The sequence below is a fragment of the Aeromonas sp. S18(2024) genome, assembly GCF_041402525.1.
GTDB classification, from domain to species: Bacteria; Pseudomonadota; Gammaproteobacteria; order Enterobacterales; family Aeromonadaceae; genus Aeromonas; species Aeromonas enteropelogenes.
Map to the genome: position 1 here is coordinate 101,783 of NZ_JBGLQV010000006.1, position 24,253 is coordinate 126,035.

Sequence of the window (24,253 nt, forward strand, 5' to 3'; positions counted from 1 at the left end):
AGCAATTGGGTCTGTAACAGGTAATTGGGTTTAACTTAATGAAAACTTTCGTTGCCAAGCCAGAAACCGTAAAACGTGACTGGTACATTGTGGACGCAGAAGGTAAAACTCTGGGTCGTATCGCAACCGAGATCGCTGCTCGTCTGCGTGGTAAGCACAAAGCTGAGTACACTCCGCACGTTGACACCGGTGACTACATCATCGTTGTAAACGCCGAGAAGGTACGTGTAACCGGTAACAAAACTACCGATAAAATGTACCACGCTCACTCCGGTTTCCCGGGTGGTATCAAGTCCATCAGCTTCGACAAGCTGATTCAGCGTAAACCGGAAATGGTAATCGAAGCTGCTGTTAAAGGCATGCTGCCGAAAGGTCCTCTGGGCCGTGCCATGTTCCGTAAACTGAAAGTTTACGCAGGCGCCGAGCACGCTCATGCTGCTCAGCAACCTCAAGTACTGGATATCTAATCGGGAACTGGCAACATGGCAGAAAATCAATACTACGGTACCGGCCGTCGCAAAAGCTCCACTGCTCGCGTATTCATCAAAGCGGGCAGCGGTAAGATCGTAATCAACCAGCGCTCCCTGGAGCAGTACTTCGGCCGTCCGACCGCCCGCATGGTAGTTCGTCAGCCGCTGGAACTGGTTGAGATGACCGAGAAACTGGATCTGTACATCACCGTTAACGGTGGTGGCATCTCCGGTCAAGCTGGTGCGATCCGCCACGGTATCACTCGTGCTCTGATGCAGTACGACGAAACCCTGCGTTCCGAACTGCGTAAAGCTGGCTTTGTTACTCGTGATGCCCGTAAGGTTGAGCGTAAGAAAGTTGGTCTGCACAAAGCTCGTAAGCGTCCGCAGTACTCCAAGCGTTAATTTGCTTCTGGTACTCACTCTTTCGAGTGTCAAAAAAGCCTGGCGATTGCCAGGCTTTTTTTATTGGTAATATTACCGATATCAATGCTAACCACAGGTCACAAAAGACAAAAAATTGTTTCTTTATTGTTTTCATTGCTCACCGCTCTTTCTTGTCAAGTTGTTATCTTTTCTTTAAAATTTCCCCTGTTTTCTGTGGCAATTGTAACTCCAGCTTCCGCCGCTGTTGTCACGGAGAAATGGGGAACAGGGACACTATAAGAATGCGCGGAGTCCACATGGGAGAGTTTTTGGATGAGCAATGCGCCAGTTGATACCGGTCGCCGCAGATTTCTTACCTGGTCAACGGTTGCCGTTGGTGGGGTAGGAGCTGCTTTTACCGCAGTGCCGTTTATAAAATCATGGAACCCGAGTGCCAAGGCCAAAGCCGCCGGTGCTCCGGTCGAAGTCGATATCAGCAAGTTGGAACCGGGCCAGCTCATCCGTGTCGAGTGGCGTGGCAAACCGGTCTGGGTGGTCAACCGCACCAAGCAGACGCTGGATGCCCTGGCCGCTCATGATGACAAGTTGCGCGATCCTGCTTCTGATGAACCTCAGCAGCCCGATTATGCCCACAACGGTTACAGATCCATCAAACCCGAGATCTTCGTGGCCGTCGGGATCTGTACTCACCTCGGCTGCTCACCGACCTACTTGCCTGACAGCTTTGGCGAACAGGTGCAGGGCGTCACCTCCGGGTTCTTCTGCCCGTGCCACGGCTCCAAGTTCGATATGGCCGGTCGTGTGTTCCAGGGGGTACCCGCACCGCTCAACCTGGTCGTGCCGCCCTATCAATTCATTAATGACACCACCATCCTGGTCGGTGCCGATGGCAAGGAGGCCTGATCATGTTGAGTAAACTGATGGGCTGGATCGACTATCGATTCCCGCTCACTGCCATGTACAACGATCACATGGCCAAGTACCCGGCACCGAAGAACCTGAACTTCTGGTACTTCTTCGGCTCCCTCGCCATGTTGGTGCTGGTCAACCAGATCATCACGGGCATCTGGCTGACCATGAACTACAACCCCTCTGCGGAAGGTGCTTTTGCCTCCGTCGAGTACATCATGCGGGATGTGGAATATGGCTGGTTGCTGCGTTACATGCACTCCACCGGGGCTTCCGCCTTCTTCGTGGTGGTCTATCTGCACATGTTCCGTGGCATGATCTACGGCTCCTACCAGAAGCCGCGCGAGCTGCTGTGGATCTTCGGCATGCTGATCTTCCTGGTACTGATGGCCGAAGCCTTCATGGGCTATCTGCTGCCGTGGGGCCAGATGTCCTTCTGGGGTGCTCAGGTCATCATCTCGCTGTTTGGTGCCATTCCGGTCATCGGCGACGACCTGACCCTGTGGATCCGTGGTGACTACGTCATCTCAGGTGCCACCCTGAACCGCTTCTTTGCGCTGCACGTCATCGCCTTGCCGCTGGTACTGGTGATGCTGGTGGCGATGCACATCCTGGCGCTGCACGAAGTGGGTTCCAACAACCCGGATGGCATCGACATCAAGAAGCACAAGGATGCCAACGGTTGGCCGCTGGATGCGGTGGCGTTCCACCCCTACTTCACCGTCAAGGACATGATCGGTGTCGCGGGATTCCTGTTCTTCTTCTGCGCCATCATCTTCTTCAAGCCGGATATGTGGGGTTACTTCCTCGAGAAGCCGAACTTTGAAGTGGCGAATGGTCTGAAGACCCCGGCGCATATCGCTCCGGTGTGGTATTTCACCCCCTTCTACGCCATTCTGCGTGCGGTCCCTGACAAGCTGTTCGGGGTCATCATGATGGGTCTTTCCATCGTGGTGCTGTTCCTGTTGCCCTGGCTGGATCGCTGCAAGGTGCGCTCGGTGCGTTACCGCAGCAAGCTGCACAAGCTGAACATTGCCCAGTTCGTGGTCTGCTTCATTATCCTGGGTGTACTGGGTGTGCTGCCGTCGACTCCGACTCTGACACTGGTTGCCCAGATCTGTACCCTGGGTTACTTCGGGTTCTTCGTCCTGTTGTTCTTCTACAGCAAAAACGAACAAACCAAGCCGCTGCCGGAAAGGGTGACATTCAAATGAAAAAAATAATATTTGCAGTGCTGGCCCTGTTACCCTGCCTGGCGGTCGCGGCAGGGGGCAATTTCCCGCTGGACAAGGCCCATTACGAACTGGATGACAAGGCCTCGTTGCAGCGTGGTGCCGCCACCTTCATGAACTACTGTGCCGGGTGCCACTCCACTCAGTACCAGCGTTACAACCGGGTTGCGGCGGATCTCGGGATCCCCGAGGATCTGATGAAAGCCAACCTCATCTTTACCGATGCCAAGGTCGGTGATCTGATGAAGAGCTCCATGTCCGAGAAGGATGCTGCCAAGTGGTTTGGTGCCCCGCCCCCCGATCTGACGCTGGTGGCCCGTGTTCGCGGGGCAGACTGGATTTACACCTATCTGCGCTCCTTCTACGTCGATCCGACTCGTCCGTTCGGGGTGAACAACGCAGTTTTCCCGTCCGTGGGCATGCCCCATGTGCTGGAGCCGCTGCAGGGCACACCGCGCGCCGAGTTTACGACACATACTGTCGATGGCGTCGAAACCCAGCAGGTTGTCAGCATCAAATCTGACGGCAATGGTGAAATGGATAACGAAGAGTATGATCAGACGGTGCTGGATCTGGTAAACTTCTTGGTCTACTCGGCTGAACCGGTACAACAGGAGCGTGAACGCATGGGCTTCTGGGTGCTTGGATTCATCGTGGTCTTCTTCATCTTCACTGTGCTGTTGAAGAAGGAATTCTGGCGCGACGTTCACTAAGCGACCAGATACGGGTAATATAATGCACGGCAATGAAGTCCAAGATGCTTCATTGCCGTTTCTGCTTTTAAATGAGGGGAGGGTTCAATGGCTGTAGCTGCCAATAAGCGTTCGGTTATGACGCTGTTTTCCGGTGCCAACGATATGTTCAGCCATCAGGTGCGTATTGTCCTGGCGGAGAAGGGTGTTAGCGTGGATATTTGCCAGGTTGACCCAAACAATCTGCCGGATGAGCTGGCCGAGCTGAACCCGTACAACTCAGTACCGACTCTGGTAGACCGTGAGCTGGCGCTCTATACCTCGCGCATCATCATGGAGTATCTGGACGAGCGTTTCCCGCATCCGCCTTTGATGCCCGTCTACCCGGTTGCCCGCGGCAACAGCCGTCTGATGATGCACCGCATCGAGCTGGACTGGTACTCACTGGCCGACAAGATCATGGCCGGTACCGATGCCGACGCTGCGCGCAACGAGCTGCGGGACAACCTGCTGGCCATCGCGCCGATCTTCGGTGAAATGCCCTATTTCATGAGCGAAGAGTTCGGTCTGGTGGATTGCTACATGGCCCCGCTGCTGTGGCGTCTGCCGAGCCTGGGTATCGATCTGACCGGTCGTGGCGCCAAGGAGCTGAAAGCTTACATGGTCCGCCTGTTTGAGCGTGAGTCCTTCCAGGCCTCCCTAACCGAAGCCGAGCGCGAGATCCGTGCCGGCGTATGAGCATGGAACCGACAATGACGCCGAGCCGCCCGTACCTGTTGCGGGCGTTCTATGACTGGTTGCTGGACAATGATTTGACCCCCCATCTGGTGGTCAACGTCAATATTCCCCATGTGATGGTGCCGATGCAGTTTGCCCAGGATGGCCAGATTGTGTTGAATATCGCGCCTCGTGCCGTGATGCAGTTCCACATGGATAATGATGCCATCAGCTTCAGTGCCCGCTTCGGTGGCGTAGCTCAGCAGGTCTACATCCCGATGGCGGCCGTACTGGCCATTCATGCCCGGGAAAACGGTGTGGGGACTCTGTTCCCGCCGGAGCCTGGCTATGATCTCTGGCTGGAACAGGCCGAGGAGCCGGTAGAGCCGGACCCTGAGCCGCCACGCCCGAGCGGCAAGCCGACGCTGAAAGTCATCAAATAAAAAAACGCAGCCAATTGGCTGCGTTTTTTTATGGGCGCGGGCATCAATTCTGGGCGTATTCGAACGCCTTGATGACGCGCTTCACGCCACTGACGTGACGGGCGATATTGACCGCTTGCTCTCCCTCCTCACGGGTTACCAGACCGATGAGGAACACTTCGCCATTCTCTGTCACAACCTTGACCTTGGCGCTGTCGAAGTTTTTGGCGGCAAACATGTCGGCTTTCACCTTGGAGGTGATCCAGGAGTCGTTGCTGCGGGTAGTGAAGCTGGCGGGCTCACCCAGACGCAGTTCGTTGTAAACATGGCGAACGCCGTCGATGCGACCGACGATCTTGCCGGCTTCCAGCTTGTAGGCTTCGGAAGGAGTCTGACCAACCAGCAGCACCCGGGCATTGTTGCTATAGACGCTGATCTTGCTGGCTGCGCTCAGAGGTTTGTTGTCAGCCAGCAGGTTGGCCGCTTTCAGCTCTATGGTCTGATCATCCCACTGGGCACCCAGGGTGCGCCGGTCGCCGGACACCTTGGCGGTACCCGCGGCACCACCGACGACAACGGCAGCGCAACCTTGCAGCAGCAGGGAGCCGGTCAGCAGACCCAGCATGAGTAACTTCTTGTTCATGGTTTCAATCTTCCTGTTGCGGGAAAAGAGTCTGGTCGATGAGATCACACAGGCAGTGCAGGGTCAACAGGTTCACCTCCAGAATGCGAGGACGGCGGGCTGATGGCACCCGGATCTCCACGTCATTCGGCCCCAGCAGGCCGGCCATCTCGCCGCCATCGCCCCCGCTCAGCACCACTATGGTCATGTCCCGTGACAGGGCGGCTTCGGCAGCCTTGATCAGGCTGCGGCTGTGGCCCGAGGTGGTGATGGCGACCAGGATGTCGCCCGGTTGGCCCAGGGCGCGGATCTGCTTGGCATACACCTCTTCGAAGCCGTGGTCGGTCGCGATGGCGCTGATGGTGGCCATGTCGGGGGTGAGCGACATACCGGGCAGGGAAGGGCGCTGGGTTTCGTAGCAGTTGACCAGCTCAGAGATGAACAGCTGGGCCAGGGCGGCAGAGGGACCATTACCGCATGCCAGCACCTTGTGGCCATTGAGCAGACAGATGGTGATCATCTGGGCTGCCGTATGGATGGCATCCGGCAGCGCCTCGGCGGCGGCAATCTTGGTCTGGATGCTTTCGGTGTAGTTCTCTTTGATGCGGTCAGTCATAGGGTCCTCTTAAAATGCGTTCTGGAACCAGTCGGGCTGGTCGCCCTCAAACGCAATCACATCGAATCGGCAGGCCTGGTTGGCCTCGTTGATGGCATGTTGCTTCAAATAGTGGCGCGCGGCCAGCTTGATCTTCTGTTGCTTGGTGCGGGTGACCGAGCTGGCGGCCCCGCCATGGCTGGTGGTGGCGCGGTATCTTACCTCAACAAACACCAGGGTCTGGCCCTGGTGCATGATGAGATCGATCTCGCCGCCCCGGCAGCGGTAGTTGCGTGCGGCAAGTTGCAGGCCGCGCGCGGTCAGCCAGCGCTCGGCCTGCTGTTCAAAGTACTGTCCCTTGCTCGTCGCTGACGGGAACAGGTTCTGCCACTGCTGGTTCATCCACGCCAATGCTCTCTTCATTGGAAGGGGCCTCCAGTTGCGGGGCTGCGTTGTCATCGACCAGCTTGCCATTCCGGTAAGTGCCCCAGTTCAGCGTTCTGATGATGTTGCCCTTGGCATCCACGCTCAGCTGGCCGCTCATGCCTGCTTGCTGCATGGTGCCGAGCTTGCGCATTTGCGGCAGGTTTTCAGCCAGGCTGATGGCATCATAGCCCATGGCAAACAGGCGCAGCAGGTCTCCCTGGGTCTGTGGCCAGAGCAGGGCGATCTGCTCGCGTTCCTTCTCGAAACCGCCCAGCAGCAGCGGCATCTCGCCGATATGCAGGCCGTTGAGCTCGGAGGCGACCTCGGTGGCGGCGCTGTCATAGCCACGGGAACCGGTATAGATGGGCAGGCTGCCCATCGGATTGACCGAGATGTCCACGTAGGGCTTGATCATCCGGGTTTCCAGGCTGTTGGCCACAACATAGACGGCATCGATGCTGCGCGGGGCCGCATCGGAGAGCTGCACCACTTCGCCGGCGCGGGCGGTGGAACGGCCGCTCAGGGCGTTTTTCACCATGCCCTGCACCTCGTTGCGGGCGCCAAAGGTGGCGACCACGGGCTTGTCCTGGCTCAGGGTGGCCCAGGTCTGCTCGAACGCCTTGATGCTGCTGTAGCCGATCCGCCCCTGGGCGGCGATCAGCAACGGCTTGCGGTAGCCCTGGCCATAGAGGTACTGGGCGGCCTGGGCGGCATCGGCAGCGGCCGAGAGGGAGAAGTAGTAGGTGCTGTCATTGACGATTGGCTGATCCAGCTCGTTGAGCGCCAGCACGGGCACGGTCGGGTTGGCCTTGAGCAGTTCCCCGACCCTGTCTTTGAGCAGCGGACCTATGATCATGTCCGCCCCTTCCTGGATCGCCTGTTTGTAGAGCTCTGCGGTCGATTTGAGCTGGGTGTCGTAGAAGTTCAGGGTGAACTGACCCTGGTTCTCCTTGTAGGACATCAGCATGCCGTTGCGAATGGCAGCCCCTTGCGGCTCCAGATTGCCGGAGAGGGGGAGCAGCACCGCAATTTGCTGCACGGTGGTGCCACTGGTGGAGGCCAGATCGCCAAGGCCGGCGGGCATGTCGCTCTGGGCGGGATGATTCGGGAAGTCACGCTTCCACCCATCCAGCTGGCGGGCCAGCAGGTTCGGCTGGGCGCCAAATTCGTTGACCAGGGCCGCCAGTCGCAGCCAGCCTGTGGTCACGTCGGGGGCCGGGGCCTCTTCCAGCGCCTGCAGGGTGGAGGGGGTCATGCTTTTCAGCAACGACCAGATCTGCTGGTGGTTGGTGGCCAGCTCGCTCTGGGCCAGATAGGGCTCCATGGCGATCAAGGACTTGGCGGCACCAAACTTGTTGTTGATGTCCAGTTGCAGCACGACCCGCTGGCGATACCAGTTCTTCTGGGTATCGGCATCCAGCGCGACATCCGGTTTGCCTTCCAGCAGGATCAGCGCCTGATTGGCGTGCCCCTGGGCCAGCAGCAGATGAGCCTGCAGCAGTTGCAGCTGGGCCTTCTGCTCCGGACTCTGCGCCTGTTTCTGCAACTGCTGGAACAGGGCTGCAGCCGGCTTGCTCTGGCCGAGCGCCAGATAGCTGCGCGCCGCCAGCATCTGCCAGGTAAAGGCTTCAGCCGGCTTGGCCGGGTCCACCTGCTCCAGATACCACTGGGCGTTCTTGGTGATTTCCGAGAAGGCGGACGGCATGCCCGGCTGTCCGGAAGATTGATTGGGCTCCGACGCACAGGCGGCAAGCAGGACTGCCGCGAGTATGATGCCGAAGAGTCGTGATACACTTAGCTGCTTTGTAACCCGGTTCAAGTTCATTCCCCGACCAGTGTTGAAATTCCCCATAGTGTAAACGGGCCAATATGACGACACAATTGTCGGGGCACTCGGAGATCCCATGAGTGACATCCCAACCCTGTATATAGTCCCCACCCCGATCGGCAATCTGGCGGATATCACCCAGCGGGCCCTCGATACCCTGCGCAGTGTCGACCTGGTGGCCGCAGAAGATACCCGTCATACCGGCATCCTGCTCAGCCACTACCAAATCTCGGTGCCGACCTTCGCCCTGCACGATCACAACGAGCAGCAGAAGGCCGATGTGCTTATCGGCCGGATCAAGGAGGGCAAGAGCGTCGCCCTGGTCTCCGATGCCGGTACCCCTCTCATCAGCGACCCCGGTTACCATCTCGTCACCCGTTGTCGAGAAGCGGGCGTCAAGGTGGTGCCGCTGCCCGGCCCCTGCGCTGCCATCACGGCCCTGAGCGCTGCCGGTCTGCCCACCGACCGCTTCGCGTTCGAGGGTTTCCTGCCCGCCAAGAGCAAGGGGCGTGACGATCGGCTGCAGGCGGTCATCGAAGATACCCGCTCGTTAGTGCTCTATGAATCCCCGCGCCGGGTGCAGGACACGGTGGAGGCGATCGCTCGCATCCTCGGTGAACGCCAGGTGGTGGTGTGCCGCGAGCTGACCAAGACCTTCGAGTCGATCCACGGCCTGCCTGCTTCCGAGATGCTGACCTGGCTCGGCGAGGACGAGAACCGCTGCCGCGGCGAAATCGTGCTGGTGGTGGCAGGTGCCAATAAAGCAGAAGAGGAACTGCCGGCCGAGGCGATCCGTACCTTGGGGCTGCTGGTGGCCGAGCTGCCGCTCAAGAAGGCGGCGGCCCTCACCGCCGAGATCCACGGGGTGAAGAAGAATGCCCTCTACAAGTACGGTCTCGAGCACTATTAATTCCGGTTAAGGGGAATTGGCGGTTTACCCAACTCCGTCACGAGGCTATAATCCGCGCCTCGGAGTTGGCCGGGCAGTCGCTGCTTCGTCGTTGTGTCCCTCGGGACAGACGGGCGGAGGGGAGGAAAGTCCGGGCTTCACAGGGCAGGGTGCCAGGTAACGCCTGGGGGGCGCGAGCCTACGACCAGTGCAACAGAGAGCAGACCGCCGATGGCCCGCAAGGGATCAGGTAAGGGTGAAAGGGTGCGGTAAGAGCGCACCGCGCGACTGGCAACAGTTCGTGGCACGGTAAACTCCACCCGAAGCAAGACCAAATAGGCCCCCATTGGCGCGGCCCGCGTTGGGGGCGGGTAGGTTGCTTGAGCCAGCGAGCGATTGCTGGCCTAGAGGAATGATTGCCACCGGGGCAACCCGGTACAGAACCCGGCTTACAGGCCGACTCCGACCCAATTCCCGTGATGCGTCACGACAATCCCGATGCCTGCGGCATCGGGATTTTTTATTGCTTAAAAATTTGTCTCCTGTCATAGCGGAATTTTTGAACTTTCGATTAAAGTTCCAACTTTTTTTAGTCGTAATGATCCGCGTGAACGAACAAGTATCTATCGTGGGCTGGTTTGATGAACGAGCCGGGATCTGTGAAGCGAGATGAAATGGTTAAGGTGGATTTTCAATGACATCAAGCGGCGTAGCGCACACACCTTCCCGCCTGCTCAGTGCGGAGCAGGGGAGAGCCCTTCCTCGTTATGATTTGCTGGGCATAGAGCGGGTCAATCAGGCCCGGCTGAAACAGGTCAATGCCCCCTTGAGCACTTTCTCGCTCCAGGCGGCGAGCTGCATGGCCCAGCTGTTCAACAGTGCCGACTGCGAGCTGGCGTACAGCGAGTTTGCGGCCGAGGCGCCAGCCCGCGGCGCAGCGCCATTGATCTGGGTCGAGGCGAAGACGCCGCTGGATTCGAAACGCATCGTCTATTTCTCCATTTCCCATCAGGTGCTCTACCGCCTGGCGGTGCTGTTTTTTGGCGGTACCCTGCAACCGCAAAAAGAAGAGACTCCCCTCTCAGCCACGCGAGGGGTGACAGATACCGAACAACGCCTGCTGCTGCGCCTGTGCCAATACCAGACCGATATCTGGTCCGCTTGCCTGGGGTTGGGAGATCTGAAGTGGCAGTTGAACGTAGTACAGCCGGACGCGCTGCCTTCCCATCCGTTGCTGGTGACCAGAGCCTCCATGCAGGCCGGCAACATGGCGCACGAATGGCAGATGTGGCTGTTGCCCGCCGAAGAGTCGGTGCAGCCGGCGACTTCCAGCTTGCCGGAGGGGCAGCTGTCCCGCGTCCTGCCTCATGTTCCCGTGCAACTGCGGGTGGTAATGGGGCAGCTCTCTATGACTTTGGCCGATCTGGAGTGTCTCCAGGTGGGAGATGTCTTGTCACTGGAATTGCCCGAGGTCGTTCCGGCCCTGATTGGTGCTCGTCCCTGTTTCAGCGGGCGGATTGCAGAACATAAAGGCAGCCTGGTCTACCAGGTTGCATCGGTGGTAGAGGAGTAAACCGAATCATGAGCGAGCAAACAATGAATGACCCGTTGGACCTGGATGGACTGGATCAGCTGTTTGGCGACGATATCAGCATGCCGAGCGCGGCGGATTACATGGCGCCGACCAGCAACAGCAAGCAGCGGGATCTCTCCTTCTTCCGGCAGATCCCGGTCAAGGTCACCCTGGAAGTGGCCAGCACCGAAGTGCCGCTGGGGGATCTGATGAAAGTCGAGGAAGGGGCCGTGATTGAGCTGGACAAGCTGGCGGGCGAACCGCTGGATGTGCGGGTCAATGGCCGCCTGCTGGCCAAGGGCGAAGTCGTGGTGGTCAACGGCAAGTATGGCCTGCGTCTGGTCGACGTAATCGACACCAACCTGCTGGGTGGCGTCGACGACTGATGCGCTATTTGCCGTTGACCCTGCTGCTGTTTGCACTGCCCGGATGGGGTGCCGACATGACGCTGTTCTCGGTCTTGCCGAGCGCCAGCGGGGGGGAGGACTACAACATCAAGTTGCAGATCCTCTTCTTCATGACCCTGCTCGGGTTGTTGCCGACGCTGTTGCTGATGATGACCAGCTTTACCCGGATCATCATAGTGCTGGCCATTTTGCGTCAGGCGCTGGGTCTGCAGCAGAGTCCACCGAACCGGGTGCTGATCGGCATCAGCCTGATCCTGACCCTGCTCATCATGCGGCCGGTCTGGACCGAGATTTACCAGGATGCCTTCGTTCCCTTCGATCAGAACGAGATCACCCTGTCTGAGGGGGTCGCCCGCGCCGAGAAGCCACTGCGTCGCTTCATGCTGGCCCAGACCCGCGAGCCGGACCTGGAGCAGATGATGCGGATCGCCGGTGAGCCGACCAAGATGGCGAAATCCGAGGTGCCCTTCAGCATACTGCTGCCCGCCTTCGTGCTCAGCGAACTCAATACGGCGTTCCAGATCGGGTTCATGCTGTTTATTCCGTTTCTGGTGATCGATCTGGTGGTGGCCAGCGTGTTGATGGCGATGGGGATGATGATGCTCTCTCCTCTCATCATCTCGTTGCCGTTCAAGCTGATGGTATTCGTTCTGGTGGATGGCTGGTCCATGACGGTGGGCACCCTGGCTGCCAGTTTCGGGGGAGGGGGTTGAGATGACGGCGGAGCAGAGCGTTGCCCTGGTAGGCGGGGCCGTCAATCTGGTGGTGACCATGGTGTCTGTGCTGATCGTGCCCGGCCTTATCGTCGGCCTGGTGGTCAGCATCTTTCAGGCCGCTACCCAGATCCAGGAGCAGACCCTCAGCTTCCTGCCCCGCTTCATCGTGACCCTGATGACCCTGATGTTTACCGGCAACTGGCTGTTGTCGCAGATTACCACTTTGTTTCATGAACTCTTCCTCAAGATCCCCGGGCTGATAGGATGAACTCGCTGCTGTCCCTCAGTGCGGCCGAGCTGACGGCTTGGTTGGGGCAGTGGTGGTGGCCCTTCATCCGCATCGCGACCGCCTTCTGGGTGATGCCCTTCTTCGGAGATGGCCGCGTCCCGCCCCAGGTGCGTCTGCTGCTCGCCTTTATTCTCAGCCTGCTGGTGGCCCCCATGATGCACGACCTGCCGGTGATCGATCCCTTCAGTGCAGGGGCAATCGTGCTGACCATCGAGCAACTGATGTTTGGCCTGCTGTTCGGACTCTGTGTCCAGATGCTGTTCATGATCCTGACCATGGCGGGGCAGATCCTCTCCATGCAAATGGGGTTGGCGATGGCGGTGATGAATGACCCCAGCAACGGGGATACGGCGCCCATCGTCAGCCAGCTGATGCTGATCTTCTGTACCCTGCTGTTTCTCGGGCTCAATGGTCATCTGGTGACACTGGATATCCTGGTACAGGGGTTGCGCAGCTGGCCGCCCGGCTCTTCCCTGGATTTGCTCGACATCAAGGGGGTCGTCGGCCTGTTTGGCTGGTCGATCGGGGCGGCGCTCATTCTCACGCTACCCGCCGTGGTCGCCATGTTGATGGTCAACCTCACCTTCGGGGTGATGAACCGTACCGCCCCTTCTCTCAATATATTTTCGCTCGGTTTTCCCATGACCCTGTTGCTGGGGCTGCTGACCATGGCGCTCTCCATTGGCGGCGTCCCCGCCCGTTACCTTGAGCTGGTGACCTATGTACTGGAACAACTGAAGGCGTTGACTCCCTCATGAGCCAGAGCAGTGCCCAGGACAAAACCGAAGAGGCCTCCGGCCAGAAACGGCAGAAAGCACGGGAAGAGGGGCAGATCGCCCGCTCCAAGGAGCTGAGCTCGGCAGGCTTGCTGCTGCTTGGCGGTCTGGTCATGCAGTGGATGGTGCCTGCCTTTGGCCAGTTTTTCGCGCAGCTGATGCGCCAGCCCATTCGCTTCGACTGGCAGGGGGAGCGTAGCCCGGCGATGATGACCGAGTGGCTGGCACAGGCTTTGCTGAACATGCTCTGGGTGTTGCTGCCGCTGTTCGGGTTTCTTGCCCTGATGCTGATCCTGCTCAGCATAGTGCCTGGCGGCCTGGTGCTGACCTGGAAAAAACTGCTGCCAAGTGGCGAAAAGCTAAATCCGATCAAAGGATTGGGCAGGATGTTCTCCCATCACAGCCTGATGGAGCTGGTCAAATCCTTGCTCAAGATGCTGCTCATCGGCGGCACCCTGGCCATGATGTTGGAACACCAGTGGCCCCATTTGTTGATGATGAACCGGATGCCGCCCCAGCTGGCGATGGAGCAGGCACTGCGGATCCTCTCCCAGGCCTTTATCCTGCTCGGCAGTGTGCAACTGCTGATCGCGGTGCTGGATGTCCCCTACCAGAGCTGGTCCCTCAACAAGCAGTTGCGGATGACCAAGCAGGAGGTGAAGGACGAACACCGCAACAGCGAGGGGCGGCCCGAGATCAAGGCCAAGATCCGTCAGGTGCAGGGGATGCTGGCGCGCGCGCGCATCGAGCAGCGGGTGCCCGAGGCCGACGTGGTGATCGTCAACCCGACCCACTATGCGGTCGCCATCAAATATGATCCCGCCAGGGCCAATGCCCCCTTCGTGATTGCCAAGGGGGTCGACAGCATGGCGGCGCGGATCCGGGAAGTGGCCAAACAACACGACAAGACGGTGATGAGCCTGCCGGACCTGACCCGGGCCATCTATTACTCCACCCGGGTGGATCAGGAGGTTCCGGCCGGCCTGTTCACCGCCGTGGCCTATGTATTGAACCATGTATTGCAGCTGCGGGCCTATCAGGCAGGCAAGGGCAAGAAGCCAAGGCCTCTTGCTCCCCTGCATGTGCCGCCCGAATTACGTCAACCTGAGAGGTAAGTTTTGAACTGGCGTATCTTGACCCAATCCTACACAGCCATCCCGCTGATGTTGTTGGCCATCCTGGCCATGATGATCCTGCCTCTGCCGGGCTGGCTGCTGGACGCCCTGTTCACGTTCAACATAGTGTTGGCTGTGCTGGTGCTGCTGGTCTCGGTATCGGCCCGCCGTCCGCTGGACTTCTCGGTCTTCCCGACCGTGCTGCTGGTGGCGACCCTGATGCGGCTGTCCCTCAACGTGGCCTCTACCCGTGTCGTGCTGCTCCATGGCCACGAGGGGGGAGATGCCGCCGGTAAGGTCATCCAGGCCTTCGGTGAAGTGGTGATCGGCGGCAACTATGTGGTCGGTCTGGTGGTGTTCGTGATCCTGATGATCATCAACTTCGTGGTGATCACCAAGGGGGGCGAGCGGATCTCGGAGGTGTCGGCCCGTTTCACCCTGGATGCCATGCCCGGCAAGCAGATGGCCATCGATGCGGATCTCAATGCCGGCATTCTGGATCAGCATCAGGCCAGGATCCGCCGCGAGGAGATCGCCCGCGAGGCGGACTTCTACGGTGCGATGGACGGTGCTTCCAAGTTTGTGCGCGGCGATGCCATCGCCGGCCTGCTGGTACTCATCATCAACCTGGTGGGCGGTCTGGCCATCGGTATCTTCCAGCATGCGCTGCCGGTGGGAGAGGCGTTCCAGCGCTTCGCCCTGCTGACCATTGGTGATGGTCTGGTGGCGCAGATCCCGTCCCTGCTGATGTCGACGGCTGCCGCCATCATAGTGACCCGGGTGAGCGATGAGGGTGAGATGTCGGAGCAGGTGGGACAGCAGGTGCTGGCGTCCCCCCGGGTCATCTATACCGCCGCCGCCATCATGCTGATCCTGGGCCTGGTGCCGGGCATGCCGATGCTGGCCTTCCTCAGCTTTGCCGCCGTGCTGGCCTGGACAGGCTGGAGCGTCAGCAAGCGCCGTGTGCAGCAACCGGATCTGGACGCCGTCCAGGAACTGAGCCGCCAGCTGACCCAGCCTGAACAGCAGGTACTGGACTGGAGCGATCTGCCGACCGTGGATGCGGTGGCCATCGAGCTGGGCTATCGCCTGGTGCCGCTGGCCGAGCAGGACAAGGGGGCCGAGCTGCTGGCCCGGGTGAGGGGCATTCGCAAGACCCTCTCCGAACAGTATGGCTTCCTGCTGCCGGAGATCCGGGTGCGGGACAACCTGCAGCTCCAGCCGGATCAATACCGCATCAAGCTCTCCGGCGTGTCGCTGGCCGGGGGCAATGTGGATTGCCAGCGGCTGATGGCCATCAGCAGCGGTGAGACCTATGGCTCTCTGGATGGTGAGCTGACCCAGGATCCTGCCTATGGCATGAGTGCGGTCTGGATCTCGCCGGAACAGAAGGCCAAGGCCCTCAACCTGGGTTATTCGGTGGTGGACTCGGCCACCGTGATCGCGACCCACGCCAGCAAGCTGCTGCGCGAGCAACTCGATACCCTGTTTGGTCATGACGAGGTGGGCAAGCTGGGCCAGTTCCTGGCCAACCAGTCTCCCCGTCTCGCCGAGGAGCTGAATCAGGCGCTGACCCAGATGCAGCAGCTGCGGGTTTTCCGCCAGTTGCTCAAGGATCAGGTCAGCCTGTGCGATATCCGGACCATAGCGACCACCCTGCTCGACGCCAGCGAGCTGACCAAGGATCCGGTTCTGCTCGCCTCCGATGTGCGCTGCGCCCTGAAACGGCAGATCGTCCGCCAGTCGATCGGCGCGCGGGACGTGCTGGCAACCTTCACCCTCGACGATCGGCTGGAGCAGACCCTGCTGGCCGCCATGAACCAGGCCCAGCAGCAGGGCAAGATCCAGCTGGACAGCTTCCCGGTCGATCCCCAGCTGCTTGGCCAGTTGCAGCAAAACATGCCGTTGGTGAAGGAGCAGTTGCAGCAGCTGGGTCATGCCCCCGTATTGGTAGTCATGCCGCAATTGAGGCCATTAATGGCCAGATATGCCCGTTCTTTCGCCAAAGGCCTCAAAGTACTCTCATATAATGAGGTTCCCGAAGATTTAAGAGTCGAAGTAATAGGCACTCTTGGATAATTTATGTTCAGGAAGGGATTCCTGTGGGAAGTTTTTTTTCCGCATGCTTACTTGCTATGCAATTTAAAGAAGTTATTATGTGACAGCTTTTGACAATTTTCGTCGTGTTGAACACTAATATATCATTAGTGTCCGACACTGAATGGATTCGCCTCTTCCAGGCGCCTCATCCCTGAAAGGGTTGTCACAGGACAAGGGCAAACTGAACTGAAAAGTCAGGACGCAAAGCTACCGGTCTAACAGCAGTAATGCTTATGACAGCGGGGTTGCCAGACAGCCAATCATCTTGGTTATCATGGTTTTACTTTAATAACACGGTCCTTTTTTGGACTGTGGGTGCGCGTTTTGACGACTCATGCTTGGTTTATTGCTAAATCCATCAGCAAGGGTGTCTGACATTAATGAATGATAATAATATGCCCGTATTTGATGAAATACGGGAACATCATGTCTCGAACCTGCCTATTTTGTTAGTGCAGCCGGAATTTGCTGCAACTTGTCACACTGCAGACATATTGTCAGGGCATGGATATCCGGTAGTCAGGGTTAATTCAGTAAATAAGGTTGGCGATTTTGTTAATAAAAATCGCACGGGTCTCATCTTATTTGACATGGATGCCATGACGGAAGCTGGCCCCGGAATATTGAAATCGTTTGCCGGTGTTGATTCTATTATTCTGGTCAACGAAAACCAGGCCAATCTGGCCGCCGAAGCCATGTGTGCCGGCGCGATCGACTACATTGTCAAACCCTTCAGTGCCCAACAATTGCTGGAAACCATCCAGTGTGGCCTGCGCCTGCGCCAGAAGATCCCGAACCTGGTCGCCGTCTCGAACAAGAGCCTGCAGGTACTCCAGCTGGCACGGCGAGCGGCCAAGACCTGTGCCACCATCCTGATCGGCGGCGAGTCGGGCACAGGCAAGGAGTGCCTCGCCCGCTATATCCACGACATGTCCTGCCGGGCGGGCAAGCCCTTCGTCGCCATCAACTGTGCGGCAATCCCCGAAGCCATGCTGGAATCCATCCTGTTTGGTCACAACAAGGGGGCCTTCACCGGCGCCACCAGTGCCCAGCCCGGCAAGTTCGAGCTGGCCCAGGGGGGGACCCTGCTGCTGGACGAGATCTCCGAACTCTCCCTGCCCCTGCAAACCAAGCTGCTGCGCGTCCTGCAGGAGAAAGAGGTGGAGCGTCTCGGCAGCCACCAGACCATTTCCCTCGACGTGCGGATCATCGCCGCCAGCAACAAGGAACTGCGCACCCTGGTGGCGGAAGGACAGTTCCGCGAAGACCTCTTCTATCGGCTGGATGTGCTGCCCATCAGCTGGCCCGCCCTGCGTGAGCGGCCGGAAGATATCCTGCCGCTGGCCTGCTTTTTCATCGAGCAACATGCCCCCGGTCAGGGCTACCGTCTGAGCGAGGCCGCCGCCCGGCAACTGGTTACTTATCAATGGCCTGGCAATGTGCGCGAGCTCGACAATGTCATTCAGCGTTCGTTGATCATGGCTCGGGGTTTGCATATACAGGCGATCGATTTGATGTTGCCCATCGATCAGCAGGATGACGAGAGTGCGCCTGTTGACCTGGTGGGGTCATGCGACGGGTTGAGCGAGACCCGCCGCAATGCGGAATTTCAATTCGTACTGGAAACCTTGCGTCGCTTTCGTGGCCATCGTACCCGTACCGCGGATGCGCTCGGGATGACGACCAGGGCATTGCGATACAAGCTGGCGGCAATGCGTGAGCAAGGCATTGATATCGAACGGCAGATTCAAGCAGAGGGATAAAGAGTGAAGATTGAAATGATGTCATCACAAGTAACACTACTGCAGCAGATGCAGGAGATGCAGCGTGTCGCCAGCCAGGCGCCTTCCATCGAGTCAAACGGCACGCCGGAAGTCTCCTTCAGCAATGCCATGCAGGATGTCATCGGTCGTGTCAACGAGCAGCAGAATGTCTCGTCCCGCTTGATGGCTGCCGTCGATACCGGCCAGAGCGATGATCTGGTGGGTGCCATGGTGGCGAGTCAAAAGGCCGGCCTCAGCTTTTCCGCCCTGATGCAGGTGCGCAACAAGTTGATGACCGGGTTTGACGACATCATGCGCATGCCGCTCTGAGGTAACAGATGACTGAACTCGTGACATCCAGGCCGGGGGAACAGGACGGCTCGCTGAAAGACAGGTTGCAAGAAGGATTGCGGCATTGGCGCAATCTATCCCGCGACAACAAATCCATTTTGACCATCGCGCTGCTGGCTGCCATCGTCGCCGGCACCATAGTGGTGATCCTCTGGACCTCCAGCAAGAATTACGTCCCGCTCTACGGCAAGCAGGAACTGTACGACACCGCCAACATCATGGAGATGCTGGAAAAGGAGCAGATACCGTTCCGGCTGGAGAAGAGCTCAGGGCAGATCCTGGTGCCTGAACACCAGCTGGCTCCTGTGCGCATGGCGCTGGCCGCGCGCGGGGTGCGTGCCGCCATGCCCGCCGGGCTGGAAGGGCTCAATGCGGTGACGGGTCTCGGCACCAGTGAATTCATGGAAGGGGCACGCTATCGCCATGCCCTGGAAGGGGAGCTGGCCAGAACCATCATCTCTCTCGATGCGATCCGCAGTGCCCGGGTACATCTGGCGATCCCCAAGCGGACCCTGTTCGTCGGTCGGGATGAAGAGAAGCCCAGCGCCTCCGTGATGCTGGATCTGCAGCCGGGCCAGTCCCTCGAGCCCGGTCAGGTCGAGGCCATCGCCAACCTGGTGGCGGGCAGCATCTCCGGCATGAAGCCCGGCGCCGTGACCGTGGTCGACCAGGCCGGCCAGCTGCTCAGTGCCGAGGTGGGCGACAAGGCCACGTTCGGCAAGCAGAGCGTGCAGCAGATGGAGTACACCCGCAAGCTGGAGCAATACATCCGTCAGCGGGCCAACGACATGCTGATCCCCATGCTGGGCAACGGCAACTTCCGGGTGCAGATCGCCGCGGATGTGAATTTCAATGCGGTGGAAGAGACCCAGCAGCAGCTCGATCCGTCCGGCGTGCTGACCCGTGAGTCCAGCAAGTCCGACAAGACCATCGACTCCCTGGCACTCGGCATTCCGGGGGCCCTCTCCAATCGTCCGCCGGAGACGACCGCCAATGCGGCCGAGGATGGCAAGGAGAAGGAGGCGCCCTCCAAGGGGGATGCGCGTACCGAGCGTCAGGAAGTCACCAAGCAGTACGAGAACAGCCGCACCATAGTACATACCCGCTATCAGCAGGGCCGGCTGGAGAAGATCAACGTCTCCGTGCTGCTTAACCAGCAGATTGCCCCCAAGGAGGGCTGGAATGCCGATCAGCTCGAGCAGATCCGCCAGATGGTGGAACGCGCCGTCGGTTTCGATCAGACGCGCGGTGACCAGATCAGCCTGCAGGTGTTCAGCTTCACCGGCGCCCCGGCGGTCACCATCCCCGAATCCAGCTGGTGGGAAACCCCCTATTGGCAGGACTCCCTGCGCTATCTGGTCGGCGGTCTGCTGGGCCTGACACTGGTCTTCTTCGGCATCCGTCCTCTGGTCAAGCACCTGGTGCGTACCCAGCAGCCGGTCGATGAGACGGTGGAGCAGGAAGAGGAGCAGGAACCGACCGTCGGTCTCGCCATGCGCCGCAGCGGCGATGAAGAGGATGAGGCGGCGACGGCCATGTCCAACAGCCTGATCCGTTCGGAAGGTGCCGGCCAGCCGCACTTCGCCGCCGTCGACATGGATTCGCTGCCCGAGCCTGGCTCGGAGCTGGAGGTCCAGCTCAAGCACCTCCAGCTGCTGGTTGAGAAGGACACCGCCAGAGTGGCGGAAGTGATCAGAACATGGGTGAGTGGCAATGAACAACGTTAACCTGAACCAGAATGCGGTCGATGTTGACATCGACGACCTCGAGAAGGCCGCCATCCTGCTGCTGAGTATGGGCACGGAGGCGGCCGCCAAGGTGATGCAGAAGCTCTCCCGGGACGAGGTGCAGCGCCTCATCTCCAAGATGGCGGGGCTGCCCGGTGTCAGCTCGATGGAAGCGCGCTGGACCCTGCAGCAGTTTTTCAACCAGTACCGCGAGCAGAGCGGCATCGGCAGTGCATCGCGGGAGTATCTGGAACAGACCCTGGATCTGGCCCTAGGCCAGTCTCTCTCCCGCAGCCTGCTCGACAGCCTGTATGGCGACGTGATGAGCCAGGATATCCAGCGTCTGCAGTGGGTGCCGGCCGACGTGCTGGCCCGCTTCTTTCGCAACGAGCACCCCCAGATGCAGGCGGTACTGCTGGCCTTCCTGCCACCCCAGACTGCCTCGGCCGTACTCGATGCCCTGCCGGGCTCGGTTCACGACGACCTGCTGGTCAGGGTCGCCGGCCTCAGCACGGTGAGCGAGCATGTGCTGGGCGAGCTGCGTCTGACTCTGGAGCGCTGTCTGGCCTATGTGGCCGATCAGGCCGGTGCCAAGGTCAACGGGGTTCGCCAGGTCGCCGATATTCTCAACCGTTATCAGGGGAACAAGGAGCAAATGCTCTCCCTGCTGCGCGAACACGATGGCGAGATGGCCATCGAGATCGAGAAGAACATGTTCGACTTCATGGCGTTGCGTCGCCAGAGCGACGAAACCCTGCAGCGTCTGGTACAGGAGCTGCCAAGCGAGCTGCTGGCCCTGGCGCTCAAGAATACCGAGGCCAGCTTCCGCAAGGTGGTGCTGGGTGCCATGCCCAAGCGGATGGCACAGGCGCTCGACGACCAGATCCAGAATCAGGGCAGCGTCTCCCTGCGCAAGGTCGAACAGGCCCGCACCGAAGTCATGCAACTGGTGCGCGAACTGGTCGAGCAGGGCGAGATCGAGTTCATGTTGTTCGAAGAGCCCACGGTCAGCTAACAGGAGGCAACCATGAGTCACCATGTGCGCAAGTTGCAGCCTGGGGCGACCCGTCTGTACCGCTTTCCTGCCCTGGGCCAGAGTGGCGAAGAGGCCCAGAACCAGCAGGAACAGTTCGAATACGGCTATCAGCAGGGGCTGGAGCAGGGTCATGATGAAGGTTATCAGACCGGCTATCAGCAGGGCCTGACCAGCGGCCTGCAGGAGGGGGAGAGTCGGGGACTGCAACAGGGACAGACCCGGGGCTTTGCCCAGGGGCTGGCAGAGGGGCGTGCCGAGTTCGAGAAGGCGATGGCCCCCTTTGCCAAACTGCAGGAGCAGTGGAGCGCCCTGACCCAGGAGAAGATGCAGCAGCAGAAGGCGTTGATCGCCCAGCTGGTGGAGCAGGTGGCGAGGCGGGTCATCATGGCCGAGTTCACCCTCAACCCGCAGCAGGTGTTGCATCAGGTGGAACAGGCGCTGGCGACCCTGCCAGCCGATCCCGAAGAGCTGGTGATCTACCTCAACGAAGGGGATCGCGAACGTCTGCTGGAGCAGGGCGTGACCCGCTGCGAAGGGTGGCCCCTGCAGGTGGATCCGGCCCTGGCGGTAGGCGACGCTCGCATCGAGACCCGGGCTGCCGTAGTGGAAGTCAGCACCAGCACCCGTCTGACGGCCTGCATCGAGCAGGTCAACAGCTCGCTGAGCGTCACCCAGGATGCATGACGCTCTGCAGCGGGCGCTGACCTCGGCGCTCGACAACCTCGATGAGCTGCCCTCCTTTCGTCGCTATGGCCGCCTGGTGCGAGTCACCGGGCTGACCCTTGAAGTGGTGGGTTGCCAGCTGGTGATGGGGCAGCGTTGCCGGGTCAGCACAGCCGGCGGGCCCCCCCTGCTGGCCGAAGTAGTCGGCTTCAACCGCGACGTCTCTTTCCTGATGCCTCTTCAGCCGATTAGCGGTCTCTATTCCGGAGCCCGGGTCGAACCGGTCGAGGGGGAGGAGACGGTACGCATCGGTTCCCATCTGCTGGGGCGGGTGCTCGACGGCCTGCTCCAGCCACTCGACGGTCGTCCCCTGCCCGAAGCGGGGGAGCCGGTTCCCCTGTTTGCCATGCCTCCGAACCCGCTGTTGCGGGTGCCGGTGCGCGAGCCCCTCGATGTGGGGATCCGTGCCATCAATGGCCTGCTGACGGTGGGCAAGGGCCAGCGCCTCGGCCTGTTTGCCGGCTCCGGGGTGGGCAAGAGCATGCTGCTCGGCATGATGACCCGCAACACGGCGGCGCAGATCGTGGTGGTGGGGTTGATTGGGGAGCGGGGCCGGGAGGTGCGCGAGTTCATCGAGCACAGCCTGGGGGCCGAAGGGCTGGCCAGAGCCGTGGTGATCGCCGCGCCGGCCGATCAGTCTCCCCTGATGCGACTGCGGGCTGCCCAGCTCTGTCACCGGATCGCCGAATACTTCCGGGAGCAGGGGCAGGACGTGCTGCTGCTGATGGACTCCCTGACCCGTTACGCCCAGGCCCAGCGCGAGATCGCGCTGGCGGTCGGGGAACCCCCCGCGACCCGCGGCTATCCCCCCTCAGTCTTTGGCATGCTGACCCAGCTGGTGGAGCGGGCCGGCAACGGCACCCACCCGGATGGCAGCCTCAGCGCCTTCTATACGGTGCTGGCGGAAGGGGACGATCAGCAGGATCCCGTGGTGGATGCCGCCCGGGCCATCCTGGATGGTCATATAGTGCTGACCCGCCGTCTGGCGGAGGAGGGGCACTATCCGGCCATCGATATCGGCGCCTCGGTCAGCCGGGTGATGCCCCAGGTGGTGCCGGGCGAGTGGCAGCAACTGGCGGTGACGCTGCGCCAGCTGTGGGGGCGCTATCAGCAGGTGCGCGAACTGCTGCCTCTGGGCGGCTACCAGCCCGGCGCCGATCCGCAGATGGATGAGGCGGTGCAGCGCTATCCGGCCATCGCCGCCTTCCTGCAACAGGGGCTTCATGAGGAAGTGCCCTTCCAGCAGGTGATGGCGGGCCTCAAGCAGGTGTTGGGACAGGGGTAAGTCGTCATGCTCAAGTCGTATCTTGGATTGCAACAGGATGAGCTGGAGAAGCTGGGTCAGGAGCGGCGGCGGCTGCGCGAGATTGCGTTGCAGGAAGAGCAACGGGCGCACAAGCTGCAGGAGGTGATCGCCGCCCTGCGTCCCGGTGCCGAGCCGTTTCATCCCCTGCTGTGGCAGAACCGCCAGCAGATGGATGGCCAGCTGCGCAAGATGCTCTCCCATCAGGTGCAGCAGTCGACTCTGGCCAGGATGGACCTGGATCATCATGAAGGGGTGATGCGACAGCAGGTGGGCCGGGTCAAGGGACTTGAGCTGCTGCTGGCGCGCCGGGCGGCACAGGGACAGCAACAGCAGGAGAAGCGGGATCAGCATCAGCTCGACGAGCTGGCCAGCCTGCGTTATCTCGCCAGGGGAGGCTGAGCACTCACATCAGGAAGGGTTGCTCAGTCGCGAAAATCGTCCGGTTGACCGTAGCCGGGCTCTTGGCCGAGCAGGGTCTGGATCGTCTCTATCTGTCCGGCCAGCAGGCGGCCGTTGAGTTCATTCTGGTGCAGGCAGCGTTTCAGGGAGTGCTCCAGTTGCTGCCACTGTGCGCCGACCTGGCGCTGCAGGTTGTCGGGTAGCTTGGCGATCAGTTTGGCCATCCCCTTTTCATCCGGTTTGAGCCCCAGCGCCAGCAGATGCTGGCAGCGCTGCTGGGCCTGCAACTGCACCTGGGCCATCAGCCGGTTCTGCTGCTGGTTGTGGGTGGCAAGGCTGTCCACGTCATGGGCGGCCAACAGGGCGTGCTGGCGCTGCAACACCTGCTCCAGCTCCTGATAGCGTCCGGTATCCTGCTGGATGCCGACGATCAGCTCCCGCACCCGCTCCTTGGCTGTCAGGCTCATCGGCGGTGCATGTCCACAATGGCCTGGCTCAGGGCGTCCATGTCCAGTTCCAGGCGGCCTTCGCTGATGGCCTGGCGGATCTGGTTCACCTTGTCCATGTCCACATCCGAGGTGGAACTCAGGAGCGCGCTGGCCTGGGTCACGGATTGCGCGGTGGCGCTGATTTTGGCATCGCTCCGGGGCTGGCTGGCCGGTGCCTGGGTCGCCGGTGCTTCCTGCTTGCGGGCCGCTTGGGGCTGGCTATAGAGCGGATCGGTGCGAGTAATCTTCATAATCTGGCTTCCTGATGGTCTTACCCTGAAATAGGCGACCCAAG

28 protein-coding genes, 1 other RNA gene and 1 riboswitch are annotated in these 24,253 nt (G+C 60.2%); of the genes, 23 read left to right on the forward strand and 6 right to left on the reverse strand.

Annotated elements, in window-relative coordinates:
* Positions 1-38: 38 nt before the first annotated feature.
* The 7 genes from rplM to ACB034_RS11910 all read left to right on the forward strand — a co-directional run bounded on the left by rplM (position 39) and on the right by ACB034_RS11910 (position 4,850).
* Positions 39-467: a 50S ribosomal protein L13 gene (gene rplM / locus ACB034_RS11880; protein WP_026456103.1), complete on the forward strand. Its 429-nt coding sequence runs from the start codon at positions 39-41 to the stop codon at positions 465-467.
* A gap of 15 nt (positions 468-482) precedes the next feature.
* Positions 483-875: a 30S ribosomal protein S9 gene (rpsI, locus tag ACB034_RS11885; protein WP_005336286.1), complete on the forward strand. Its 393-nt coding sequence runs from the start codon at positions 483-485 to the stop codon at positions 873-875.
* Positions 876-1,169: 294 nt separating this feature from the next.
* Complete coding sequence (gene petA, locus ACB034_RS11890) at positions 1,170-1,760, forward strand: ubiquinol-cytochrome c reductase iron-sulfur subunit (protein WP_042025048.1); 591 nt, start codon at positions 1,170-1,172, stop codon at positions 1,758-1,760.
* Between the two features lie 2 nt (positions 1,761-1,762).
* The gene (locus ACB034_RS11895) at positions 1,763-2,980 is read left to right on the forward strand and encodes a cytochrome bc complex cytochrome b subunit (protein ID WP_026456155.1); all 1,218 of its coding nucleotides are present in this window, start codon (positions 1,763-1,765) and stop codon (positions 2,978-2,980) included.
* Positions 2,977-3,711, forward strand: coding sequence for a cytochrome c1 (locus ACB034_RS11900; protein WP_371172904.1), 735 nt, complete (start codon positions 2,977-2,979; stop codon positions 3,709-3,711). Before ACB034_RS11895 ends, ACB034_RS11900 begins: the two co-directional genes overlap by 4 nt.
* 87 nt (positions 3,712-3,798) lie before the next feature.
* Positions 3,799-4,428, forward strand: coding sequence for a stringent starvation protein SspA (gene sspA, locus ACB034_RS11905; RefSeq protein ID WP_026456153.1), 630 nt, complete (start codon positions 3,799-3,801; stop codon positions 4,426-4,428).
* Positions 4,425-4,850 carry a ClpXP protease specificity-enhancing factor gene (locus tag ACB034_RS11910; RefSeq protein WP_042025050.1) on the forward strand — a complete coding sequence of 142 codons (426 nt, stop codon included), beginning with the start codon at positions 4,425-4,427 and terminating at the stop codon, positions 4,848-4,850. Before sspA ends, ACB034_RS11910 begins: the two co-directional genes overlap by 4 nt.
* Before the next feature lie 43 nt (positions 4,851-4,893).
* On the opposite strand, the gene dolP is transcribed toward ACB034_RS11910, so the two are convergent.
* The 4 genes from dolP to ACB034_RS11930 are packed head-to-tail and all read right to left on the reverse strand — an operon-like array spanning position 4,894 to position 8,177.
* Entirely contained in the window at positions 4,894-5,472 is a 579-nt protein-coding gene (gene dolP / locus ACB034_RS11915; protein ID WP_026456152.1) for a division/outer membrane stress-associated lipid-binding lipoprotein, read from the reverse strand.
* A 4-nt stretch (positions 5,473-5,476) separates the two neighbouring features.
* Positions 5,477-6,067: an SIS domain-containing protein gene (locus ACB034_RS11920; protein ID WP_371172905.1), complete on the reverse strand. Its 591-nt coding sequence runs from the start codon at positions 6,065-6,067 to the stop codon at positions 5,477-5,479.
* Between the two features lie 9 nt (positions 6,068-6,076).
* A complete protein-coding gene (locus ACB034_RS11925; protein WP_026456150.1) occupies positions 6,077-6,448 on the reverse strand; it encodes a YraN family protein in 372 nt (123 codons plus the stop codon).
* Positions 6,390-8,177 carry a penicillin-binding protein activator gene (locus tag ACB034_RS11930; RefSeq protein WP_342010672.1) on the reverse strand — a complete coding sequence of 596 codons (1,788 nt, stop codon included), beginning with the start codon at positions 8,175-8,177 and terminating at the stop codon, positions 6,390-6,392. Before ACB034_RS11930 ends, ACB034_RS11925 begins: the two co-directional genes overlap by 59 nt.
* Before the next feature lie 199 nt (positions 8,178-8,376).
* Here ACB034_RS11930 and rsmI point away from each other — a divergent pair, with 199 nt between their 5' ends.
* The 16 genes from rsmI (at position 8,377) to lfiJ (ending at position 23,470) form a co-directional block, all read left to right on the forward strand.
* Entirely contained in the window at positions 8,377-9,210 is an 834-nt protein-coding gene (rsmI, locus tag ACB034_RS11935; RefSeq protein WP_371172906.1) for a 16S rRNA (cytidine(1402)-2'-O)-methyltransferase, read from the forward strand.
* Between the two features lie 61 nt (positions 9,211-9,271).
* An RNA gene (rnpB, locus tag ACB034_RS11940) (RNase P RNA component class A) lies at positions 9,272-9,657 on the forward strand.
* A 226-nt stretch (positions 9,658-9,883) separates the two neighbouring features.
* The gene (lfiM, locus tag ACB034_RS11945) at positions 9,884-10,762 is read left to right on the forward strand and encodes a lateral flagellar motor switch protein LfiM (RefSeq protein ID WP_026456148.1); all 879 of its coding nucleotides are present in this window, start codon (positions 9,884-9,886) and stop codon (positions 10,760-10,762) included.
* 8 nt (positions 10,763-10,770) lie between these two features.
* Complete coding sequence (lfiN, locus tag ACB034_RS11950; protein WP_026456147.1) at positions 10,771-11,148, forward strand: lateral flagellar motor switch protein LfiN; 378 nt, start codon at positions 10,771-10,773, stop codon at positions 11,146-11,148.
* Positions 11,148-11,882: a flagellar type III secretion system pore protein FliP gene (fliP, locus tag ACB034_RS11955; protein WP_371172907.1), complete on the forward strand. Its 735-nt coding sequence runs from the start codon at positions 11,148-11,150 to the stop codon at positions 11,880-11,882. The genes lfiN and fliP overlap by 1 nt, the downstream gene beginning before the upstream one ends.
* 1 nt (position 11,883) lies before the next feature.
* Positions 11,884-12,153, forward strand: a complete 270-nt coding sequence (gene fliQ / locus ACB034_RS11960) for a flagellar biosynthesis protein FliQ (protein WP_042025053.1) — start codon at positions 11,884-11,886, stop codon at positions 12,151-12,153.
* Entirely contained in the window at positions 12,150-12,932 is a 783-nt protein-coding gene (lfiR, locus tag ACB034_RS11965) for a lateral flagellar biosynthetic protein LfiR (RefSeq protein ID WP_371172908.1), read from the forward strand. Before fliQ ends, lfiR begins: the two co-directional genes overlap by 4 nt.
* Positions 12,929-14,065 carry a flagellar biosynthesis protein FlhB gene (gene flhB, locus ACB034_RS11970; RefSeq protein ID WP_216993552.1) on the forward strand — a complete coding sequence of 379 codons (1,137 nt, stop codon included), beginning with the start codon at positions 12,929-12,931 and terminating at the stop codon, positions 14,063-14,065. Before lfiR ends, flhB begins: the two co-directional genes overlap by 4 nt.
* A gap of 3 nt (positions 14,066-14,068) precedes the next feature.
* Positions 14,069-16,144, forward strand: a complete 2,076-nt coding sequence (lfhA, locus tag ACB034_RS11975; protein ID WP_042070867.1) for a lateral flagellar biosynthesis protein LfhA — start codon at positions 14,069-14,071, stop codon at positions 16,142-16,144.
* Positions 16,145-16,330: 186 nt separating this feature from the next.
* Positions 16,331-16,418: riboswitch (cyclic di-GMP riboswitch) on the forward strand.
* Between the two features lie 142 nt (positions 16,419-16,560).
* On the forward strand, positions 16,561-17,928 hold the full coding sequence (locus ACB034_RS11980) for a sigma-54-dependent transcriptional regulator (RefSeq protein WP_371172909.1): 1,368 nt from the start codon (positions 16,561-16,563) through the stop codon (positions 17,926-17,928).
* A gap of 3 nt (positions 17,929-17,931) precedes the next feature.
* Positions 17,932-18,258: a lateral flagellar hook-basal body complex protein LfiE gene (gene lfiE, locus ACB034_RS11985; RefSeq protein WP_026457266.1), complete on the forward strand. Its 327-nt coding sequence runs from the start codon at positions 17,932-17,934 to the stop codon at positions 18,256-18,258.
* Positions 18,259-18,335: 77 nt separating this feature from the next.
* Complete coding sequence (gene fliFL, locus ACB034_RS11990) at positions 18,336-20,006, forward strand: lateral flagellar M-ring protein FliFL (protein ID WP_042025058.1); 1,671 nt, start codon at positions 18,336-18,338, stop codon at positions 20,004-20,006.
* A complete protein-coding gene (gene fliGL, locus ACB034_RS11995; protein WP_042070863.1) occupies positions 19,993-21,021 on the forward strand; it encodes a lateral flagellar motor switch protein FliGL in 1,029 nt (342 codons plus the stop codon). Before fliFL ends, fliGL begins: the two co-directional genes overlap by 14 nt.
* Positions 21,022-21,033: 12 nt before the next feature.
* Positions 21,034-21,726, forward strand: coding sequence for a lateral flagellar assembly protein FliH (lfiH, locus tag ACB034_RS12000; protein ID WP_042025060.1), 693 nt, complete (start codon positions 21,034-21,036; stop codon positions 21,724-21,726).
* Positions 21,719-23,050, forward strand: a complete 1,332-nt coding sequence (lfiI, locus tag ACB034_RS12005) for a lateral flagellar FliI-like assembly ATPase LfiI (protein WP_371172910.1) — start codon at positions 21,719-21,721, stop codon at positions 23,048-23,050. Before lfiH ends, lfiI begins: the two co-directional genes overlap by 8 nt.
* 6 nt (positions 23,051-23,056) lie before the next feature.
* The gene (lfiJ, locus tag ACB034_RS12010; protein ID WP_026458465.1) at positions 23,057-23,470 is read left to right on the forward strand and encodes a lateral flagellar protein LfiJ; all 414 of its coding nucleotides are present in this window, start codon (positions 23,057-23,059) and stop codon (positions 23,468-23,470) included.
* Between the two features lie 23 nt (positions 23,471-23,493).
* Here lfiJ and lfgN read toward each other — a convergent pair whose 3' ends face one another.
* Together lfgN and flgM are read right to left on the reverse strand one after the other, a co-directional pair.
* A complete protein-coding gene (lfgN, locus tag ACB034_RS12015; RefSeq protein WP_026458466.1) occupies positions 23,494-23,937 on the reverse strand; it encodes a lateral flagellar protein LfgN in 444 nt (147 codons plus the stop codon).
* Positions 23,934-24,209 (reverse strand): flagellar biosynthesis anti-sigma factor FlgM, encoded by a 276-nt coding sequence (gene flgM / locus ACB034_RS12020; protein WP_225633884.1) that lies wholly within the window; start codon positions 24,207-24,209, stop codon positions 23,934-23,936. Before flgM ends, lfgN begins: the two co-directional genes overlap by 4 nt.
* Positions 24,210-24,253 lie beyond the last annotated feature (44 nt).

Bases quoted from the DNA above. Each gene is read 5' to 3' on its own strand.
- rplM (WP_026456103.1), top strand. From the start codon at position 39: ATGAAAACTTTCGTTGCCAAGCCAGAAACCGTAAAACGTGACTGGTAC.
- rpsI (WP_005336286.1), top strand. From the start codon at position 483: ATGGCAGAAAATCAATACTACGGTACCGGCCGTCGCAAAAGCTCCACT.
- petA (WP_042025048.1), top strand. From the start codon at position 1,170: ATGAGCAATGCGCCAGTTGATACCGGTCGCCGCAGATTTCTTACCTGG.
- ACB034_RS11895 (WP_026456155.1), top strand. From the start codon at position 1,763: ATGTTGAGTAAACTGATGGGCTGGATCGACTATCGATTCCCGCTCACT.
- ACB034_RS11900 (WP_371172904.1), top strand. From the start codon at position 2,977: ATGAAAAAAATAATATTTGCAGTGCTGGCCCTGTTACCCTGCCTGGCG.
- sspA (WP_026456153.1), top strand. From the start codon at position 3,799: ATGGCTGTAGCTGCCAATAAGCGTTCGGTTATGACGCTGTTTTCCGGT.
- ACB034_RS11910 (WP_042025050.1), top strand. From the start codon at position 4,425: ATGAGCATGGAACCGACAATGACGCCGAGCCGCCCGTACCTGTTGCGG.
- dolP (WP_026456152.1), bottom strand. From the start codon at position 5,472: ATGAACAAGAAGTTACTCATGCTGGGTCTGCTGACCGGCTCCCTGCTG.
- ACB034_RS11920 (WP_371172905.1), bottom strand. From the start codon at position 6,067: ATGACTGACCGCATCAAAGAGAACTACACCGAAAGCATCCAGACCAAG.
- ACB034_RS11925 (WP_026456150.1), bottom strand. From the start codon at position 6,448: ATGAACCAGCAGTGGCAGAACCTGTTCCCGTCAGCGACGAGCAAGGGA.
- ACB034_RS11930 (WP_342010672.1), bottom strand. From the start codon at position 8,177: ATGCCGTCCGCCTTCTCGGAAATCACCAAGAACGCCCAGTGGTATCTG.
- rsmI (WP_371172906.1), top strand. From the start codon at position 8,377: ATGAGTGACATCCCAACCCTGTATATAGTCCCCACCCCGATCGGCAAT.
- lfiM (WP_026456148.1), top strand. From the start codon at position 9,884: ATGACATCAAGCGGCGTAGCGCACACACCTTCCCGCCTGCTCAGTGCG.
- lfiN (WP_026456147.1), top strand. From the start codon at position 10,771: ATGAGCGAGCAAACAATGAATGACCCGTTGGACCTGGATGGACTGGAT.
- fliP (WP_371172907.1), top strand. From the start codon at position 11,148: ATGCGCTATTTGCCGTTGACCCTGCTGCTGTTTGCACTGCCCGGATGG.
- fliQ (WP_042025053.1), top strand. From the start codon at position 11,884: ATGACGGCGGAGCAGAGCGTTGCCCTGGTAGGCGGGGCCGTCAATCTG.
- lfiR (WP_371172908.1), top strand. From the start codon at position 12,150: ATGAACTCGCTGCTGTCCCTCAGTGCGGCCGAGCTGACGGCTTGGTTG.
- flhB (WP_216993552.1), top strand. From the start codon at position 12,929: ATGAGCCAGAGCAGTGCCCAGGACAAAACCGAAGAGGCCTCCGGCCAG.
- ACB034_RS11980 (WP_371172909.1), top strand. From the start codon at position 16,561: ATGCCCGTATTTGATGAAATACGGGAACATCATGTCTCGAACCTGCCT.
- fliGL (WP_042070863.1), top strand. From the start codon at position 19,993: ATGAACAACGTTAACCTGAACCAGAATGCGGTCGATGTTGACATCGAC.
- lfiH (WP_042025060.1), top strand. From the start codon at position 21,034: ATGAGTCACCATGTGCGCAAGTTGCAGCCTGGGGCGACCCGTCTGTAC.
- lfiI (WP_371172910.1), top strand. From the start codon at position 21,719: ATGCATGACGCTCTGCAGCGGGCGCTGACCTCGGCGCTCGACAACCTC.
- lfiJ (WP_026458465.1), top strand. From the start codon at position 23,057: ATGCTCAAGTCGTATCTTGGATTGCAACAGGATGAGCTGGAGAAGCTG.
- lfgN (WP_026458466.1), bottom strand. From the start codon at position 23,937: ATGAGCCTGACAGCCAAGGAGCGGGTGCGGGAGCTGATCGTCGGCATC.
- flgM (WP_225633884.1), bottom strand. From the start codon at position 24,209: ATGAAGATTACTCGCACCGATCCGCTCTATAGCCAGCCCCAAGCGGCC.